Here is an 18,763-nt window from a genome sequence, read left to right on the forward strand (position 1 = left end):
CGTATGATAACTTCTGCTTACAAGTTTTCGCGAGCTGCTTTTGCAGCTTCTACAAGCTTGATTAAGCTTTCTTTAGTTTCTTTGATTCCGCGAGTCTTCAAACCACAGTCAGGGTTAATCCAGACTTTACCACTTGGTACTTTAGCCAAGATTGCTTCGATAGTGTGGTCAATTTCACCGTCTTGTGGGACACGTGGTGAGTGGATATCGTAAACCCCAGGTCCAACTTCTGTTTGGAAGTTTTGTGCTTTAAGTTCATCCAAGATTTCAAGATTTGAACGACTAGCTTCAAATGAGATAACGTCAGCATCCAAGTTGTCGATGGCTGGAATGATATCTGTAAATTCTGAGTAACACATGTGAGTGTGGATTTGTGTGTCTGGTGCTACAGTTGAGTGTACCAAACGGAAAGCTGGAATTGCCCAGTCGAGGTAATCCTCATACCAGTCACTACGACGGAGTGGCAATTTTTCACGAAGAGCAGCTTCGTCAATTTGGATAATTTTCACGCCTGCAGCTTCAAGGTCAAGCACTTCGTCTTTGATTGCAAGAGCAATTTGAAGAGTTGAATCCTTAATAGAGATGTCCTCACGTGGGAATGACCAGTTAAGGATAGTTACAGGTCCAGTCAACATACCTTTAACAGGTTTGTCTGTACGGCTTTGTGCGTAGCTAGACCATTTAACAGTGATTGGGTTAAGACGAGTGACATCACCCCAAATGATTGGTGGTTTAACCCCACGCATACCGTATGATTGAACCCAACCATTTTTAGAGAAGAGGTAACCTGACAAGTTCTGACCGAAGTACTCAACCATGTCATTACGTTCAAACTCACCATGAACAAGAACGTCAAATCCAACTTCTTCTTGCCATTTAATCCATTCATCAGTGATTTCAGCAAGGAAAGCATCGTATTCTTCTTGTGACAATTCATTCTTACGGAAAGCCAAACGTTTAGCACGAACTTCCTTAGTTTGAGGGAATGAACCGATAGTTGTTGTTGGAAGCAATGGAAGTTTGAAAGCATCCTTTTGAATCGCTTCACGTTCTGCAAACGCTGGCAAACGAGTGTAATCAGCTTCAGTCAAACCTGCAATACGAGCACGAAGCTCAGCATTTTCACCAACACGCTCAGTCGCAAAGAGTTCTTTGTTAGCAGCAAGGGCTTCTGCACCTTGACCATTGCGGATGGCATCCAAGTCACGCAATTCACCCAATTTTTCAACCGCAAAGGCGAAGTGGTCCAAAATAGCTGGTTCAAAATCTTCATTAGCAGTTGTAAATGGTACATGGAGAAGTGAGCAAGAGGTTGTCAAAACAACATTTTCAGCTGGAACTTGTTCAAGAATTGCAAGGCTCTTCTCGTAGTTGTTACGCCAGATGTTTTTACCATTGACGATACCGGCATAGAGAATCTTATCAGCTGGGAAACCACCTTTAACCAATTCAAGAGTTTTCTTACCTTCAACAAAGTCAAGACCAATACCATCAACTGGCAAGTTCACAAGGTCATTGTAGATATCACGAACATCACCAAAGTAAGTTTGAATCAAAACTTCAAGGCCTTTCTTATCAGCCAAGAGCTTGTTGTAGAGGTTCAAGAAGAGAGCTTTTTCTTCAGATGTCAAATCTTTAACAAGAGCTGGCTCATCGAGTTGAATACGAGTAGCACCAAGCTCTGCCAATTTTGCAAAAACATCTTGGTATGCAGAAACAAAGCTATCTACGAAGTCTTCAGCTTTTACACCATCTTCAAAGTCAGACAATTGAAGGAATGTGAATGGTCCAACCACAACTGGACGTGTATTAAGACCCAATTCTTTTGCTTCTTGGTACTCATCAAAAATCTTGTGACCAGCAAGTTTAACTTCTGTTGTTTTTTCAAATTTAGGAACGATGTAATGGTAGTTAGTATTAAACCATTTTTTCATAGGAAGGGCACGTACATCCCCTTTTTCACCTTGGTAACCACGCGCCAAAGCAAAGTAACGTTCAAGATCTGTCAAATTCAAGTTTTGAACAGATTCAGGTACGACGTTGAAAAGGAAAGCTGCATCAAGGAAGTTATCGTAATGTGAAAAATCATTTGAAGGAATTTCACTGATACCCTTCTCTTTAACAATATTCCAGTGTTTTGCACGCAAGTCTTTGGCTGCTGCTAAAAGTTCATCTGCAGTAATTTCATTTCTAAAGTATTTTTCTGTTGTAAATTTTAATTCGCGGAATTCACCCAAACGTGGGAAACCAATGATAGTAGTTGACATCTTGTGTCCTCCTCTTTGTTGTTGAACTTATCTTACCAAAGAAATGGGTGGCTGTATAATTGCTATTAGTTTTCTCTATATATAGTTTTTGACTATAACCTATAAAATAAAGGGTTTCTAGCTACCGTTATCTCCTTTTGTTTAGATATTGTTATAGCTAATAAATATATATCAACCAGATAAATCCTTTTTTATAACAAAAAAAGCCCTAGACTTTTGTCTAGAGACTCTATTATTTACTAGGATTAGGACACTAAGCTCTATAAGTGCTCAGTACTTTCTCTTGAAGCCAAGATGATGTATAAGACATATTCTCACTATTGTAACTATTCCAGATAAAATAACCAAAAACTACCAATACTAATAAGAAACAAATTCCTAATACGGCTAACCAGATGATTTGTTTCTTTAAGCTATCATACTCACTCATATAGCCATTATGGATTTTAATGAGTTCATTTCTTTTTTTGTTACTTGACTCTTTAGCAATGGCAATTTCTAGCTCATACATTTGATGCTTCCATGAATTCTTAGAAGTGCCTTTTTTCATTTTATGGTTTGAAAGACTGCTGTTGCCTTTCTCAAAGTTATTTTTTTCAGTCATATTTCCCTCTAAAATCTTCTTTTAGTCCCTATCATTATAACATATGTAAAACTATCTGAAAAGTTCATTTTTGGTTAGAATTTTGAGAAAGAGAATTAAAACATGAAAAAGAACCAGAGGGAAACTTCTTATGTTATACTCTAAGTATGCATAAGAAAACTGTTATTGATTTTAAAGAACTTGGTGTCAGACAAATTTTTACAGACGCCATTAAAGAACTAAAAACAAAGAACATTAAGGAAGTTAAGCATCTCTTAGCTGAAGTCGAAGCCTATCAAAATAAGGGCTATTATGCAGTAGGTTATGTTTCCTATGAAGCTGCCCCTGCCTTCGAGACAAAATTTCAGGTTATTGATGGTCCATTAATGTCAGAGTATCTCCTCTACTTCACTATTCATGAAACTGTTCAAACAGAGCCTATTCCACTTACTTATGAGCCAATTTCCCTACCAGAATCTTGGCAAGAGCTAACTTCTGCAGAGGAATACAAGGCTGCTATTGAGCAAATACACCACCATATTCGACAAGGTGATACTTATCAGGTTAATTATACTGTTCAACTTCAACAGAAGCTGACAGCTGATCCCTTTGCCATCTATAACCGATTGGTTGTTGAGCAAAATGCACATTACAATGCCTTTATTCAGCACGATGATGTTTCTATCATTTCCATAAGTCCAGAACTCTTCTTTAAAAAAGATGGTGATAGACTGACCACTCGTCCAATGAAAGGTACCACCAATCGTGGTTTAACAACTGAAACTGACCTCAAACAAGCCCATTGGCTAGCTCAGGATCAGAAAAATCGCTCTGAAAATATGATGATTGTCGATCTACTTAGAAATGACATGAATCGTATTTCAAAAATAGGAAGTGAAGATGTCAAGAGCCTTTGCCAAGTTGAACAATACTCTACGGTTTGGCAAATGACTTCAACTATTGAGACGCAACTCCTACCAAATAGTCGTTTAAATGATGTCTTCCAAGCCCTTTTTCCATGCGGATCGATTACAGGTGCCCCAAAAATAGCAACCATGGAGATTATTAAGAAGGTTGAAAAACAGCCTCGAGGTGTTTATTGTGGAGCTATTGGTATCTTGGTGCCACAGGGACCTAGTATTTTTAACGTGGCCATTCGGACACTACAAATGGAAGGAACCAAGGCTATCTATGGTGCCGGAGGAGGTATTACCTGGGACAGCAACTGGGAAGCTGAATATGAAGAAACAAAGCAAAAAGCTGCTGTTCTATACCGTCAGAACCCCAAATTCGATCTCATTTCAACTGCTCGTGTCCACCAAGGAAAACTGCTATTTCTTGAGGAGCATATGAAACGCTTGCAAGAGAGTAGTCGCTACTTTGACTATCCTTTCAATGCAGAAAAAGCTCACTATCAAGTCGAAGCTCTGTGCCAATCACTAGACTTTGACAAAGATTACCGTCTTAAAATGTCACTTGCAAAAGATGGTGAACTGAAGTTTGAACATACCCAATTAACAAACTTATCCAATGACTTCTGCCAAGCAAGGTTAGTTGAGCAAAGGCATACGTTGGATAGCCCCTATACCTTCTTCAAAACAAGTTACCGTCCTCACCTTAGTATCGAACCTCACGAACAAATCTATTATAATCATGAGGGGCAACTCCTAGAAACCTCTATCGGTAACATTGTGCTTAAAATCGAGGACCAACTCTACACACCACCCGTTCACCTCGGCCTCTTAAATGGCATCTACAGACAAAGCCTAATTGCTGATAATAAGCTTAAAGAAAAAGTCTTGACCGTAAAAGATATGGAACAGGCTCAGGCCATCTACGGATGCAATGCGGTGAGAGGCTTGTATGAATTGAAGGTGGAAGGATATAATTATATTTAACGAAAAAATACAAGTTTTTTGTTCTCCCCTACTCTTGCTAAAGACAAAAGAAACTTCAATATTCTATTGGTAAAAAATCAACAATTTAATAGTAAAATAAAGTATAATACTTACTGATAGTTATTCAGTTATCGTGACTGTAATGATAAGCTTTTTGGCTTCTAATTTACTAGCCTTAAAATTCAGTAATAATTTAGAAAGGATACAAACCTTAAATGAAAAAATTTAAAGGCTTGACTTCTGCTGAAGTTCAAGCAAGTATAAATGCCCATGGCGATAATAGGCTATCTAGTAAAGAGGCTAACTCGCTCCTCTCAATCTTTATCGAAGCCTTCCAAGATCAATGGATTCTTATCCTCTTGGCTGCCTTAGGATTAAAAATCATCTTCAACTTTGTTGGAATGATTTTCCCTGCTATTGGTGAAGCCAACTGGTATGAGGCTATCTCACTAATTTTCGCCATTTTGATGTCTACAGGATTCTCAGCAGTCTCACAATACCGAAATGAGCAAAAATTCAACACTCTTCAAGAAGAGGCTTCAAAAACTAATGCTAAGGTTTATCGTGATGGTAAACTTAAAGAAGTTCTTGTTGATGATATTGTAAAAGGTGATCAAATTCTCCTTCAATCAGGGGACAAGATTCCAGTTGACGGTATCATACTGGAAGGTGAGTTAAAAGTAAACCAAGCTGTCCTTAATGGTGAAAGTGAAGATGCTAAGAAACTTCCTCTTGGTGATCAAGCAGAACCAGACTCTTCAGACCTCTTTACAGAGCTCAAAATCTTCCGTGGTACAGTTGTTACTTCAGGCGAAGCCGTTATGGAAGCTACACAAATTGGTGATAACACCGTTCTTGGAAGTATCAATACTTCACTTCAAGAAGATAGTAAAGATTCACCATCTAAAGAGAAACTTAACAAGCTTGCTGGTAATATCGGTGTCCTCGGTTATAGTGCAGGTGCTGCATATTCAGTAATCAACCTTGTTTTAGGCTTTATTGCCCTCAATAAAGCTAATAACCTCAATGGTGGTTCAATCTTCCTTCTTATCATTGAAACAATTCTCTTTGCGGTTACAATCATCATCATGGCCGTTCCAGAAGGTCTCCCAATGATGTTGGCACTCGTTTCTTCAATGAACTCAGGTCGACTTTTGGCTCAAAATATCCTTGTTCGCCATCCTGATACTATTGAAACAGCTGGATACATGAATATCCTCTTCAGCGATAAGACTGGTACAATCACAGAAGGTAAACTTTCTGTAGTTGACTTCTTCCTTGCTGATGGTACACTTTATGTAGCTACTGGTGAAACTGATGCTCCTGATTTTGACACAATGTCAGATAGCCTTAAGGCTGAAATGATTAATGGTATCGGTCTTAACAACGATGCCATGGTAGCTGATGGCAGTGCTGTTGGTAGTAACGCCACTGACCGTGCACTTCTTGATTTCTTGATTGGACGTTCTCAACTTGATTTCGATACTAATACAATTGCTGAAAAGCAACAATTCAACTCAGCAACAAAATTTGCAAGTGTAACGACTAATAATGGAAAAACCTACATCAAAGGTGCTCCAGAATTCATCCTAAATGACTGCTACTACTATCTTGATAAAGATGGTAATAAACAAAACTTTACAGATGATATTAAAGCTCGCTTTCAAGATTTATCATTGGAACAAGCTAACCGTTCAATGCGTTTGCTTGCTATCCTAAATACAGATGGAAATGATAAAGTCTTGATTGGTATCATATGTATCCGTGATAACGTTCGTTCTTCAATTAAACAAACTGTTGAAACAATGAACCGTGCAGGTGTTCAAGTAGTTATGGTAACTGGTGACCGTAAAGAAACCGCTGTTGCTATCGCTAAAGAAGCCGGTATCGTTACTGGTCAAAATGACCTTGTCCTTACTCACGATGAACTCTCTGCCCTTTCAGATCAAGAACTTAAACAACAATTACCTCACTTAAAAGTGGTCAGTCGTGCCCTTCCAATGGATAAAAAACGTCTTATTGAAGCAGCTCAAGACCTCGATATGGTCGCTGGTATGACAGGTGATGGGGTCAATGACTCACCTGCCCTCAAATCAGCTGATGTCGGATTCTCAATGGGTGATGGTACTGAAGTCGCACGTGAAGCCTCAGATATCGTTATCTTGAATAACTCATTGACTTCGATTGAGAAAGCCGTCCTCTATGGACGTACTATGAGTAAGTCAGTAAGTAAATTCATTATCTTCCAGTTAACCGTAAACGTGACTACAATTGCTATGTCACTTCTCTCACCACTCTTGGGCCTCAAAGAACCATTTACAATTATCCAAATTCTCTGGATTAACCTTATCATGGACACACTTGCTGCCCTTGCCTTTGGTGAAGAACCTACGCTAGATCGTTACATGAATGAAAAACCAGTTGCTAAGAAGGCAAATATTCTTACTGGCTATATGAAATCTGCTATCGGTGTAGCCAGCGTCTTCATTACTCTTGTATGTTTAGCTATTCTTAAAAATGTTGGTGGTATCCAAGACTTTATCACAAATGGAACTGGCAACTTTGAAATGGTAACAACATTCACCTTTACAGTATTTATCTATGCTGTCATCTTCAACTCACTTAATACACGTAGTAATGGATTCAATGTTTTTGAACATATCGGTGAAAACAAGAAATTCTCAATTGTAATGATTTCTATTGCTGTCGTTCAAACCTTGATTATTCAATTCGGTGGTAAAGTATTTAGTACCGTTCCAATGGACGTTCAACACTATATTGTTGCACTTCTTATCGCGGTTTTGATCATCCCTGCAGATTTAATTCGAAAAGCTCTAACTAAAAACAAATAACTATCTGTATAACGTATTATAAAACTTAAAAGGATAAAAAGGATTGGGAGTTATCCCAATCCTTTTTAATAATTTCCGAAGGTAATACCGTGGAAAGATCATAACATAAAAAGGCTTTAACAAGCCTTTTTGATTTATTAAGTAATGCTACTTAAACTGACTAGGAGCCCCTGTATAACCTGCCCAATCCTTACTATAAAAGCGGTCGTTCAAGTTATAGCTAGGTGCGGGTGTTGGATTACTTACAAATGGATCAACAGCCTTGTCAAAGGCCACCCAACCTTTCCATCCCATATGAATGGTATCTTGCATGAAGTAAGGTTGATCTCCATCTTTTGAGAAGTCAGCAATATTGGTGAAGCCTTGACTTTCCAATTGATAACGGATTTTAGAAACCGTAGCGTCATACATTTCTTGACTTAGTCCCGTATAAGCCATCCACTTGCTATTAACAGGTGGGATGACAAAGATAACGTTAGTATTTGACTTCGCAAATTGATTTAAGACTAACTGTAGGTCACCGTATTCTTGTGAAACTTCATACGAAAGATTCTTTTGGAAACCTTTAAGTTTACCAATCTTTTTAGCCAAACGTTTCTTATAGAAACGGTCATCGATACCAAAGTCGTTTGACTTGGTATGAGCTTCTGCATCTCTTACGGCAACCTGGTCAAGTGCCTCGTAAGAGAACTTGTCTGGCAACTCTTTAAGATAAGGAAGAACCTTCTTGTCGTAATTTGCATTATTTGATGCTGCAAAAGGACTGAACAAGGCATCTTCTCGCTTATTAAGCTCTGCCATAAATTGAATATAAGTCTTATCAAGAGAATTTAAATCTTGTCCATTAGCCACTTTAAAAAGTTGAGATTTCATAGTAATCTCAGGTTTCATCTCTAAGATACGCTGAGCAGCATATTGAGAATTTGCATCCGTCTGATTTTGACTTAAGAAACTACTAAGTTGGTCGTTATTGTAGAACTGCTGGAAAGCCGCAGAATTGTAACCTTTTTTAGTAAACCACTGTGGTGACAAGACGTAGACTGCTGTCCCATTTTTCAATTCAGGAAGCATTTGTTGCATTCCCAAATATTGGTTTAGAGAGGCAGCCCCACGTTGTCCAATAAAATATGGGCGATAGTTACGGTCGTATTTTTCAGCTAAAACAGCTGGATGAAGGGCATCAAAACGCAACCACTCACTAGACCCAAAGAAAGGGACAAATCGATGATTCTTATCAGAAAGAGCTGTCGTCTTATTAATACGGCTCTTAAAGTTCTCAGTTGTCAAGGTTACTGCGTTACGTTTTTCAACCTCATAATTATGTTTTCTGCCTTGAGGGTAGGAAAAAATAACTACTACTACCAAGACTAAGGCACAGATTATAGGGCCAAAAATTTGCCATAAACGCTTAAGCATTGCGAAGCTCCGTTACCCCTTCAACAATCTTATTAGCTGTGTTCCAGTCATCACGACCAAATTCTGAAACTGGCACACGAATATCGAAACGTGATTCCAATTCAACGATAAGCTCAACTGTTCCCATTGAATCGAGAACACCAGCATCGAAAAGGTCTTCATCCATCATGTCTGAAACATCTTCCATGAAGAGTTCATCAATAATTTCAATAACTTCTGATTTTACATCCATTTTTATAATTCCTTTACTTATTTTTTAGTGAACCAGAGGTCATTCAAGAATCCAGAGAAAATCAAGAATGACAACATAACAGTGTTAAATGTAATAAAGATTCCCAAAGCCTTCGTCCATTTATTATCAGGAATTGGCTCAAGACCTGCTTTCTTACGCTCTTTATTAATAGTCTTCTTCTTACGTAACCAGGCATCATTGATTCCTAGACCAATACCATGGAAAATACCATAAGCAATGTAGTACCAAGTAACTCCATGCCAGAATCCCATAACCATCATATTAATGACATAGGCCACATTTGATGTCGTGTTACGGTTTTTGAAAACCTTGTTTCGCATCAAAACCATAACCAAACGCATAAAGACAAAGTCACGGAACCAGAAAGACAAGCTCATATGCCAACGATTCCAAAATTCTTTCAAGTCTCGTGAGATGAAAGGTTTGTCAAAGTTGATTGGACTCTTAATCCCCATAAGGTTTGATGCTGCCAAGGCAAACATCGAGTAACCTGCAAAATCAAAGAAGAGATCAAAACCGAAAACATACATGACACCAAGTGTTGCTAAATTAAAGATACCACCCTGAGCCAAAGCTTGTGCTTTCAGTGAAGGCAAGAGCATACTTCCGAAAATCTGAGCTAAAACAAACTTATAGAGGAAACCAAGCATGATATATTTTACAGCTTGCTCCAACATATTCATCAGCTCGTCTCGCTCAGGAATCGCTTGGTAATCTTCGTTAAAGCGTTTGAAGCGATCAATAGGACCACTCGTAAAGGTTGGCATAAAGAGCATGAATCGGAGGAATTCTCCAAGTGTAAACTCTTTTAAGACACCATCCCGCATCTCGATAATCATACCAACCGATCGGAAGGTCAAGTAAGAAATGCCAAGAAAGTTTAAGAGTGACTGAGTACCATTTATCGCAGGCTCTACCTTAACAAAAATCAAAGGAAGAACTACAAGAAATGAGTGTAAATAGAAAACCCATTTATTGTCCTTTTGACTGCGGTAATGTTTGTAGGAATAAACCCAGATGATTTGCCAAACGATATAGAAGAGTAAGGCTAGTAATTGGCTAGCATGTGTTCCTGTCAGAGCGAGAACAATAAAGGCTAGACTGACCAAACATTCATAAATCGCAAAACGCTTTTTAAAGAAGAGACCCACAAAGATTGGCAATAGAGCTAATCCAAGATAGATAAAATAGAAGGGATTACCGTAGGCTTCTAAATGGGGGAGCTGTTTCAAGAAGTCTATCATCGGTTGTTAACCTCACTGATGAGACCCTTGATATCGATTTTCCCATTTGGTGTTAAAGGCAAGCTCTCACGATAGAGAAACTTAGTAGGCATCATGTAAGACATCATGATATCTTCTAAGTCAGCCTTAATCGCCTTGGTGATATCAATTTCACGTTCAAACTGCTCACGAACACCATCCTTAAGAATCACATAAGCCAAGAGATTCTGAACCTTATGGTCTTTATTGTAACGTGGCACAGCTACTGCTGAATCAATATACTTAGACTTATTAAGGTTTTGTGAAACATCCTCTAGCTCAATACGGAACCCATTAAATTTAATCTGGAAGTCCATACGTCCGCCGTAAAGAAGGAGCCCTTCATCAGTCATCGTTCCTACATCACCAGTATGGTAAGCAGGGAGGCCATTAAACTCGAAGAAGGCTTCCGCAGTCTTTTCAGGATTATTCATATAACCTTTTGAAACTGCTGGTCCTGAGACGATGATTTCACCTTGTTGACCATTTGGAAGGATATTGCCATCCTCATCGATAATATAAGTCGGTGAATCTTCCTTGGTATAACCAATTGGTAAACGCTTTAGGTTAGCTAGCATCTCATCAGTTACTGCTACTGCTGATAAGGCGACAGTTGCTTCAGTTGGTCCGTAAGCATTGATAATACGTGCTTCTGGGAAACGTTGGCGAAGCTTTTGAGCAGTCTTGACAGTCAACTCTTCTCCATCAAAATAGAAATGCGTAATTTCTGGCATCTTCTCTGCATTGAAGTCTTCAGACAACATTGCCATATCTGCAAAAGATGGTGTTGATGTCCAAATAGCAATTGGAAGTGAGAAGATCGTTTCAAAGAGCTTCTTGAAGTCCTGTGTAATGGCTGAAGGAAGCGCATAAAGTGTTCCTCCAAGTGCCAATGTTGGTGCCCAGTACATTACCGATAGGTCAAATGAATAAGGTGGTTGAGCCAGCATTTGAGGACGTTTTGGAGTTGCAAATTCCTTGTCCGTAATCATCCAGTTAGTGAAACTGAGGAGATTATTGTGTGAAATTTGTACCCCTTTAGGCTTACCTGTAGTTCCTGATGTAAAGATGATGTAATAAGTATCATCCCCCTTAACAGGATGAGTCACTTCGTAGCTAGTCTTGCTTTCAAAAGCTGTTGTCACTTGATCCAATGTTAGGATTGGAGCTTGGACATCCTCAAGCGGGAAGTCGTTAATAGCAATAATCAGACTAGGCTCTGCTACTTCAACAATTGCCGTCACGCGCTCAAGAGCTGAGTGACTATCAATTGGAATATAAGCGTGACCAGATTTAGTCAAAGCGACAAAAGTTGCCAACATTTCATACTCTTGACCGCCATAAACCACAACAGGTGATTTTTCTGGAATATCAATACTATCAATCTTAGCAGCTAGGCTATCCGAATCAGCTTTTAAGTCACCGTAAGTGTGAACTTCCCCTAAAATATTGTAAACAGGAAAGTCAGGTTGTGATTGGGCAAACTGCTCAATCGTTTCGATCATATCTTTAATTTTTGTATTCGTCATTATTCTTCCTAAAATTCGTTATAGATAAAATTACCTTGACCTTGTCCTAGGTAATTGTAGAGATAAATTAGGGCCATAAAAATGGCGAAATAAAGCAAGGTTTGTCCTAAAAATACCAGGACGTTTTTATGTTTTAACATTCTAATTTTCGATACCTTTTTTTATATAATATCCTCTTTAGTTTACCATCTTATCAGTATTTTTTCCAATAAAAAAGAAAAAATAACTAAATTTCATTTCTTTTTCATTAATAAGTTTCCGTGATAAATGATTGGCTAAAATCATAAAAACACAGAGCTTAAAAGCTCTGTCGGATTTAACTATTTTGTGTCTTTTGGGCCGTCTGCATACGATAGTACATTCCCTTAGCTTGCATCAGTTGTTCATGGGTTCCGTGTTCAACGATATCCCCATTATTCATGACCAAAATAAGGTCCGCATTCTCGATGGTAGACAATCGATGGGCAATGATGAAACTTGTTCGACCTTTCATTAATTTAGCGAAGGCCTCTTGAATGAGGAGCTCTGTACGGGTATCGATACTAGAAGTGGCTTCATCCAAGATTAAGATTTTAGGCACATTGACAAATATGCGGGCAATGGTCAAAAGCTGACGTTGTCCCTGAGAAAGGGATTGTCCCGCATCATTCAAGTAGGTGTCATAACCTTGAGGCAACTGCTGAATAAAGAAATCAGCATTGGCAGCCTTGGCCGCTGCTATGACTTCTTCACGACTGGCTTCTGGATTTCCATAGGCAATATTATCATGAATAGTGCCAACCTCAAGCCAAGTTTCCTGCAAGACCATCCCAATCTGTTTCCGAAGACTCTCACGGGTATAATCTGTAATAGGTCTACCGTCCAGTAGAATGTTCCCCTTATCCAAATCATAGAAACGCATTAGTAGGTTAATCAAGGTAGATTTTCCCGCTCCTGTAGGGCCAACAATGGCAACAGTACTTGCTGCAGGGATATCAATACTCAAATCCTTGATAAGAGGTTTATTAGGCAAATAGCCAAACTGGACATGATCAAATTGAAAACGTCCCTGCACATCTGCTTCTTCCAAGACCACCTTACCTGTTTCTGTTATTTCCTCTTCATCCAATATCATATAAAGGCGATCAGCACAGGCCAAAGCACTTTGAAGTTCTGAAAGTACAGACGAAATGTCATTAAAAGGTTTCGTATACTGGGTGACATAATTTAGGAAGGTAGTCAATTGTCCCACTGTAAAGGCACCACCCGACATGATACGATAGGCTCCGACACCAGCAATGAGTGCATAAATCAGACTATTAACAAAACGTGTAGCTGGGTTAACCGCTGACGAATAAAAGATAGCACCCTGTGAATAATCAGCATACTTACCATTGACGTCTTTAAAACTCCTAACCATCTGTTCTTGAGCATTTAGACTTTGTACTAAAGCTTCTTGAGTCAAACTTTCCTCAATCAACTGAGTCTGCATGCCTCGCCATTTAGTTTGATTGCGATAGAGTTGATAGCTTTTCTTTGCGATAAAACGTGCCACAAGCATTGACAAAGGCGTCATCACTAGAACTAAGAGCATCATGAACCAGTCTAAGCGAGCCATGGTAATGATTATGACAAAGATAGTCAAAAGCCCAACGAAAAATTGGTTAAAGACCATGAGAAGTCCGTTGTTTAACTGATCGCTATCTGTAGTCACACGGCTAACCATGTCTCCAGTTCCTTGACGATCAAGGTAACTAAGTGGCATAGCATGGATTTTAATCATGACTCGTTCACGTAAACTTTCACTATATGAATAAATCAATCGATTATAAATCAAAGGGTTAAGCCACTGGATTGCACTATTAGCTAAGATAACTACAAGCATCTGCCAAATTAAACGTGACATCAATAGAACGGAGTTCATCTTAAGAACAGCGTCCACTGCATCACCAATTAAGATAGGTAAGTAAACCGTTAAGGCAACTTGAATAATGGTCCCAACAGTTGCTAAGGCAAAGAGGTAACGCTGACTTAAGATATCTCTACTTAAACGTTTAAGCGTTGATTTATTATTTCTAGCCTTCATCAGCGACCTCCTTTTGATGTTGAGAATAATGAATGTCTTGATAGAGTTTATTTGTGGCAAGCAATTCTTCATGATTACCTAAGCCAACTTGATGTCCCTTATCAAGCACCAAAATTTGATCAACAGCTTTTAGACTATTTGTTCTTTGCGAAATAATAATCAAACTCGTTGATTTAAGATTGTCTCTGATAGCCGCTAGTAGACGACTTTCAGTCAAGTAATCTAGGGCTGAAGTGGAGTCGTCCAAAATCAAGAATGGTGCTGGTCTCATCAGCGCACGCGCAATAGTCAAACGTTGACGTTGACCCCCCGAAAAATTACGGCCAAATGACTCAACTGGCTCATCTAAACCAAGATCTTTGTCTTTAACAAAATCAGCAGCCTGAGCCATGTCAAGAGCATGCCAGAGTTCTTGCTCACTCGGTTCGTGGTCAAGTCCTAATGATAAGTTTGAACGAATGGTTCCTCTAAATAGCTCAGCTTTTTGCGGGACGTAGGCAACCCAAGAACGCCACTCTTTAAGGTTTTTTGGTGATTTTTGATCTTTGAAAATAGCTAATGAACCAATCTGAGGCTGATATAAGTTCATGATTAAGTTCACCAATGTCGATTTACCCGAACCTGTACCACCAATAATACCTAGTGACTGACCTTGAGTAAGACTTACATGAATCTCTTGAAGTGATGGCTGACTAGCCGTAGGATAGGTAAAGGTCATCTGATCAATAGCTAGCACTGTGGAAGCCTGACTAGAAGTTCGGACTTCTAAAGGTGCTTCAATATCCTCATCTTGGAGTTCAAAAATAGCTTGTACCCGTTTCGCTGAAATAAAACCTTGATTCAGATTAGTCAACATCATGGCCAATTTAAGGAGCTCCGTCAAAATTTGCAAGAGATAATTGACCAGAGCAATCAGCATACCTTGGGACAAAAGACCAACTTGAATTTGCAGATTTCCTTGCCAAAGGATAGCAATCAAGGTCATATTAACAACCAAGAAAGTCAAAGGACTAATGAGACTTGCTATCACTCCTGTTTTGAGCTGCCACTTCTTCAAGTCTTTGTTGACGGCAGTAAAGTTATCTAATTCACGCTCACTTTGATCAAAAGCCCGAATAACCCTCATACCTTCAAGTTGTTGACGCGTATTGGTAACAATCGATTCATTAATCACTCGAATCTTGGCATATAAAGGATTGACGATGCGACTGGCTAGTACAATAATAAGAGTCAATACCAAGACCATGCCAAGAAACCATAGGGTCAAGCGTGGACTGATTCGGAATGCCATAATAATGGCTCCTGTCACGATAATTGGTGCCCTCAAAAAGAGCCTCAAAAATTGATTGATGCCCGTTTGGATTTGAAAGGTATCACCAGTCAAACGTGTCACCAAACTTGACGTTCCAATCTCATCCCGCTTTTCCTTTGATAAACGCATGATTTTCGCATACAAATCATTGGTTAAACCTCGGGCATAGCCAACGGCTGCTCTGGATGAAAAATACTGTGCTGAAATAGCAACAACAACCCCAATAACGGCAAGTCCGAACAAGAGAAAAATCATCATAAACAGATGATTTTGGTCTTTATTTGGAATAGTTGTGTCGACAATTCCAGCAATTACTAGAGGGACCAAGAGTTCGAAACTGGCTTCGATTAATTTAAAAACGGGTCCCAAGATACTGTCTTTGACGTATCCTCTAAAATAAACTAATAATGCTTTCATTTGTCTTTCCTAAATTTAACGTCCTCACTCTTAGAGGCGTGAGAACATACGCATTAAAAAGAGATTAAACTGTACTTCCTTAGCGTAGTAAATATTTCCGCCATTTGTATAAAGTTTTCCGCCGCCGTAGTACATGGCAACTGGTTGGTAATAGGTGTATGTTTTCCCGCTAGTGTTTCCTAGACTCGGAGCAACGACATTTTTAGAGTAAGCCTTTGCGAGTTCGACGGTGTTCACTCCACCATTATCAGCCACATAATCGATATAGGCCTTACCAAAATTATAGGCTTGTACTGCTGTCCAAGGATCCACCTTATGGTGGGCAGCTTCTTCCAGATTTTCCGACAGCACCGTCACCCCTTGACGAATACTTTCTTTTCGATCTGTTATGGAGTTGGTCACCCCTGTAGAACTTTCACTGGACTGCATCACGTCATCTGTCTTCCCCTTGGTTTCTGTGTAGATCATAGCCAGAACCAAATCGACATTGGTTGTATTATCAATGTCGTCCTCTGCCAAAACCTCCTTAACCATGGATTCATAGGTTAAGACATGTTGAATATTGGCATGGATTCGATAGCATTGGATACCTATGATGAGGACTACGACAAAAACCGCCAGACGTCTTATCCATTTAAACATATTATTTATTGATGATATCCTCGATATTTTTGATGAGAATAGAGTAGGTACCATCAGGATTTTGAATAAACTCAACACTATCAGCATCCTGATACACATTATTAGGCACGATTAACTCAATTCCGTTTGATAACGATAATTTTTGATTCTCCAATTTCTTAATTTGACGCGAATGGTCAATATCTGATACCGAGATAGGCTCAGGTATGGCCTCTTTGAGCTCATCAACGAAGGTCAAACGAGCTGTCAAATTATTATCAAAGAGCTGGTCTGCCAATTTTTCAGGTGATAACTCTTGGTCTTCTTCCAAATTATTGAAAATAGCAGATTTCATTTTCCCTTGGAAGTTAAAGTCATCCTGATTAAAATTCTCGGCAATCTTCTGGGCAGTATCTTCAACCATCTTAATCGATTTCTTGACAGATTGTTCAGGCTGGACTTGCAACAGATTTTCAGAGAAATAATTGGCAAAGCTTCCATTATGTTTGATTCGCTTTTCAATCAAATAATACTGCTTACTACTACGATTGATTACCAAAGCTTCATCAGGTGTCTGGGCCGCAGAAGGCAAATTATTTTGTGACAATTGAATAGGATGTTGGCTATCTCCCAAAGAATGAATCAAACTATCCTTGAGTGCAATACGCAAGAAAGCAAAATATTCTTGCCCTTCTTTGTCAAACTGAATAAAGACCAAATCATTGGTCTTTTGATCTTCAGAAATGACAAATTCTTCCTTCCAAAGTTGGGCAATCTTGACTGAGCTTTCCATCAAGTCATCTCCTAGATGACTGATGAAAACATTCTCTGCATCGAAATAGCCACGTTTAGCCTCATCTGAGAAAACTTTAGAGAGTTTCTTTCGAAAATACTCATCTAAGCGTGGCGTTATTTCAAGAGGCCCTTCAGCTAAAGCCAGCTCCGTATCATTTGGCGAAAACTGGTGAATGATAATGCGTTTAATATATAAATCTAACATAGTTTTTAATAGAGTGGGAAGGCATCTGTAAGAGCTTTAACTTCTCCACGAATGCGTTCCAAAACTTCAGGTTTATCGTGATTTTCCAAAGCTTCAACCATTAATTCAGCAATTTTACGGCTCTCAGCTTCACCCATACCACGACTTGTAATGGCTGGACTACCAACACGGATACCAGATGTCTTGAATGGAGACAATTGCTCATATGGAATACCATTCTTATTCAAAGTAATATTAACTTCTTCAAGAACGTTTTGTGCTACCTTACCATTTTCAACAACTTTAGTAACATCAACCAAGAAGAGGTGATTGTTTGTGCCACCTGAGATAACACGAAAATCTGGATGTTGATTGAAAACGTCAGCCATGGCAGCAGCATTCTTGATAACATTTTCCCCATATTCTTTAAAGGCAGGATCAAGTGCTTCTTTAAGAGCAACAGCCTTAGCAGCAATAACGTGTTCCAATGGTCCACCTTGCAAACCAGGGAAAACCGCAGAATTCAATTTCTTAGCGATATCTTCATCATCAGTCAAAATCAAACCTCCACGAGGACCACGAAGTGTCTTGTGGGTTGTTGTTGTTGTCACATGTGCATGAGGAACTGGACTTGGATGATGACCAGAGGCTACAAGACCAGCAATGTGAGCCATATCTACCATGAGGTAGGCACCTACAGCATCAGCAATTTCACGGAATTTAGCAAAATCAATGATACGTGAGTAAGCTGAAGCCCCAGCCACGATGAGTTTTGGTTGTACTTCTTTAGCTTGAGCCAGAATAGCATCGTAATCAAGAAGTTCAGTTTCTTTATCAACGTTGTAAGCCACAAAGTTATAGGTCTTACCAGAGAAGCTAACTGGTGCACCATGTGTCAAGTGACCACCCGCTGACAAATCCATTCCCATAACCGTATCACCTGGTTGAATCAAAGACATGTAAACTGCTGCATTAGCTTGGCTACCTGAGTGAGGTTGCACATTGGCAAATTTTGCTCCAAAAAGTTCTTTGGCACGCTCAATAGCAAGTGACTCAACCACATCAATCACGTCTGTACCACCATAGTAACGTTTACCTGGATAGCCTTCTGCATACTTGTTAGTCAAGAGTGTTCCTTGAGCAGCCATTACAGCTTTAGATACCACGTTCTCAGAGGCAATCAACTCAATATTGTTTTGCTGACGTTCTGCCTCAGCATCGATGGCGTTCCAAAGTTCCGGGTCAAATGCTTTGTAATCTTCTTTATCAAAAATCATAGAGGTCTCCTTTGAGGTCTAATGGGGTTCAA

Annotated in this window: 14 protein-coding genes; 2 read left to right on the forward strand and 12 right to left on the reverse strand. The window is 39.2% G+C overall.

All coding sequences use genetic code 11. The features are described from left to right. Positions 1 to 17: 17 nt before the first annotated feature. Positions 18 to 2,267 carry a 5-methyltetrahydropteroyltriglutamate--homocysteine S-methyltransferase gene (metE, locus tag HMPREF1519_RS05190; protein WP_022496701.1) on the reverse strand — a complete coding sequence of 750 codons (2,250 nt, stop codon included), beginning with the start codon at positions 2,265 to 2,267 and terminating at the stop codon, positions 18 to 20. Positions 2,268 to 2,520: 253 nt separating this feature from the next. Further along, on the reverse strand, positions 2,521 to 2,871 hold the full coding sequence (locus HMPREF1519_RS05195; protein WP_004182017.1) for a hypothetical protein: 351 nt from the start codon (positions 2,869 to 2,871) through the stop codon (positions 2,521 to 2,523). Between the two features lie 146 nt (positions 2,872 to 3,017). Between HMPREF1519_RS05195 and pabB the strand changes: the two genes are divergently transcribed. Beyond that, positions 3,018 to 4,748: an aminodeoxychorismate synthase component I gene (gene pabB, locus HMPREF1519_RS05200; protein ID WP_022496702.1), complete on the forward strand. Its 1,731-nt coding sequence runs from the start codon at positions 3,018 to 3,020 to the stop codon at positions 4,746 to 4,748. Between the two features lie 215 nt (positions 4,749 to 4,963). Beyond that, complete coding sequence (locus tag HMPREF1519_RS05205; protein WP_037611393.1) at positions 4,964 to 7,600, forward strand: calcium-translocating P-type ATPase, PMCA-type; 2,637 nt, start codon at positions 4,964 to 4,966, stop codon at positions 7,598 to 7,600. Positions 7,601 to 7,747: 147 nt separating this feature from the next. On the opposite strand, the gene dltD is transcribed toward HMPREF1519_RS05205, so the two are convergent. From dltD to glyA, 10 genes are all read right to left on the reverse strand, one after another. Then, positions 7,748 to 9,016: a D-alanyl-lipoteichoic acid biosynthesis protein DltD gene (dltD, locus tag HMPREF1519_RS05210; RefSeq protein ID WP_037611395.1), complete on the reverse strand. Its 1,269-nt coding sequence runs from the start codon at positions 9,014 to 9,016 to the stop codon at positions 7,748 to 7,750. After that, positions 9,009 to 9,248, reverse strand: a complete 240-nt coding sequence (dltC, locus tag HMPREF1519_RS05215; RefSeq protein WP_002891149.1) for a D-alanine--poly(phosphoribitol) ligase subunit DltC — start codon at positions 9,246 to 9,248, stop codon at positions 9,009 to 9,011. The genes dltD and dltC overlap by 8 nt, the downstream gene beginning before the upstream one ends. Before the next feature lie 17 nt (positions 9,249 to 9,265). Beyond that, positions 9,266 to 10,513, reverse strand: coding sequence for a D-alanyl-lipoteichoic acid biosynthesis protein DltB (gene dltB / locus HMPREF1519_RS05220; protein WP_037611396.1), 1,248 nt, complete (start codon positions 10,511 to 10,513; stop codon positions 9,266 to 9,268). Next, entirely contained in the window at positions 10,510 to 12,060 is a 1,551-nt protein-coding gene (gene dltA, locus HMPREF1519_RS05225) for a D-alanine--poly(phosphoribitol) ligase subunit DltA (RefSeq protein ID WP_037611398.1), read from the reverse strand. The genes dltB and dltA overlap by 4 nt, the downstream gene beginning before the upstream one ends. An 8-nt stretch (positions 12,061 to 12,068) precedes the next feature. After that, positions 12,069 to 12,200, reverse strand: coding sequence for a teichoic acid D-Ala incorporation-associated protein DltX (locus tag HMPREF1519_RS05230; protein ID WP_002885174.1), 132 nt, complete (start codon positions 12,198 to 12,200; stop codon positions 12,069 to 12,071). A 176-nt stretch (positions 12,201 to 12,376) separates the two neighbouring features. After that, positions 12,377 to 14,125, reverse strand: a complete 1,749-nt coding sequence (locus HMPREF1519_RS05235; protein ID WP_037611399.1) for an ABC transporter ATP-binding protein — start codon at positions 14,123 to 14,125, stop codon at positions 12,377 to 12,379. Continuing rightward, positions 14,115 to 15,854 (reverse strand): ABC transporter ATP-binding protein, encoded by a 1,740-nt coding sequence (locus HMPREF1519_RS05240; RefSeq protein ID WP_037611400.1) that lies wholly within the window; start codon positions 15,852 to 15,854, stop codon positions 14,115 to 14,117. The genes HMPREF1519_RS05235 and HMPREF1519_RS05240 overlap by 11 nt, the downstream gene beginning before the upstream one ends. Positions 15,855 to 15,884: 30 nt before the next feature. Further along, entirely contained in the window at positions 15,885 to 16,496 is a 612-nt protein-coding gene (locus tag HMPREF1519_RS05245; protein WP_037611402.1) for a lysozyme family protein, read from the reverse strand. A gap of 1 nt (position 16,497) precedes the next feature. Next, positions 16,498 to 17,475: a nucleoid-associated protein gene (locus tag HMPREF1519_RS05250; RefSeq protein ID WP_037611404.1), complete on the reverse strand. Its 978-nt coding sequence runs from the start codon at positions 17,473 to 17,475 to the stop codon at positions 16,498 to 16,500. Between the two features lie 5 nt (positions 17,476 to 17,480). Next, on the reverse strand, positions 17,481 to 18,731 hold the full coding sequence (gene glyA / locus HMPREF1519_RS05255; protein ID WP_002891158.1) for a serine hydroxymethyltransferase: 1,251 nt from the start codon (positions 18,729 to 18,731) through the stop codon (positions 17,481 to 17,483). Positions 18,732 to 18,763: the final 32 nt, after the last annotated feature.

It is taken from the genome of Streptococcus sp. SR4 (assembly GCF_000517725.1).
Taxonomy (GTDB): Bacteria; Bacillota; Bacilli; order Lactobacillales; family Streptococcaceae; genus Streptococcus; species Streptococcus salivarius_F.

Coding starts and splice junctions, on each gene's coding strand:
- metE (WP_022496701.1), bottom strand. CDS start 2,267: ATGTCAACTACTATCATTGGTTTCCCACGTTTGGGTGAATTCCGCGAA.
- HMPREF1519_RS05195 (WP_004182017.1), bottom strand. CDS start 2,871: ATGACTGAAAAAAATAACTTTGAGAAAGGCAACAGCAGTCTTTCAAAC.
- pabB (WP_022496702.1), top strand. CDS start 3,018: ATGCATAAGAAAACTGTTATTGATTTTAAAGAACTTGGTGTCAGACAA.
- HMPREF1519_RS05205 (WP_037611393.1), top strand. CDS start 4,964: ATGAAAAAATTTAAAGGCTTGACTTCTGCTGAAGTTCAAGCAAGTATA.
- dltD (WP_037611395.1), bottom strand. CDS start 9,016: ATGCTTAAGCGTTTATGGCAAATTTTTGGCCCTATAATCTGTGCCTTA.
- dltC (WP_002891149.1), bottom strand. CDS start 9,248: ATGGATGTAAAATCAGAAGTTATTGAAATTATTGATGAACTCTTCATG.
- dltB (WP_037611396.1), bottom strand. CDS start 10,513: ATGATAGACTTCTTGAAACAGCTCCCCCATTTAGAAGCCTACGGTAAT.
- dltA (WP_037611398.1), bottom strand. CDS start 12,060: ATGACGAATACAAAAATTAAAGATATGATCGAAACGATTGAGCAGTTT.
- HMPREF1519_RS05230 (WP_002885174.1), bottom strand. CDS start 12,200: ATGTTAAAACATAAAAACGTCCTGGTATTTTTAGGACAAACCTTGCTT.
- HMPREF1519_RS05235 (WP_037611399.1), bottom strand. CDS start 14,125: ATGAAGGCTAGAAATAATAAATCAACGCTTAAACGTTTAAGTAGAGAT.
- HMPREF1519_RS05240 (WP_037611400.1), bottom strand. CDS start 15,854: ATGAAAGCATTATTAGTTTATTTTAGAGGATACGTCAAAGACAGTATC.
- HMPREF1519_RS05245 (WP_037611402.1), bottom strand. CDS start 16,496: ATGTTTAAATGGATAAGACGTCTGGCGGTTTTTGTCGTAGTCCTCATC.
- HMPREF1519_RS05250 (WP_037611404.1), bottom strand. CDS start 17,475: ATGTTAGATTTATATATTAAACGCATTATCATTCACCAGTTTTCGCCA.
- glyA (WP_002891158.1), bottom strand. CDS start 18,731: ATGATTTTTGATAAAGAAGATTACAAAGCATTTGACCCGGAACTTTGG.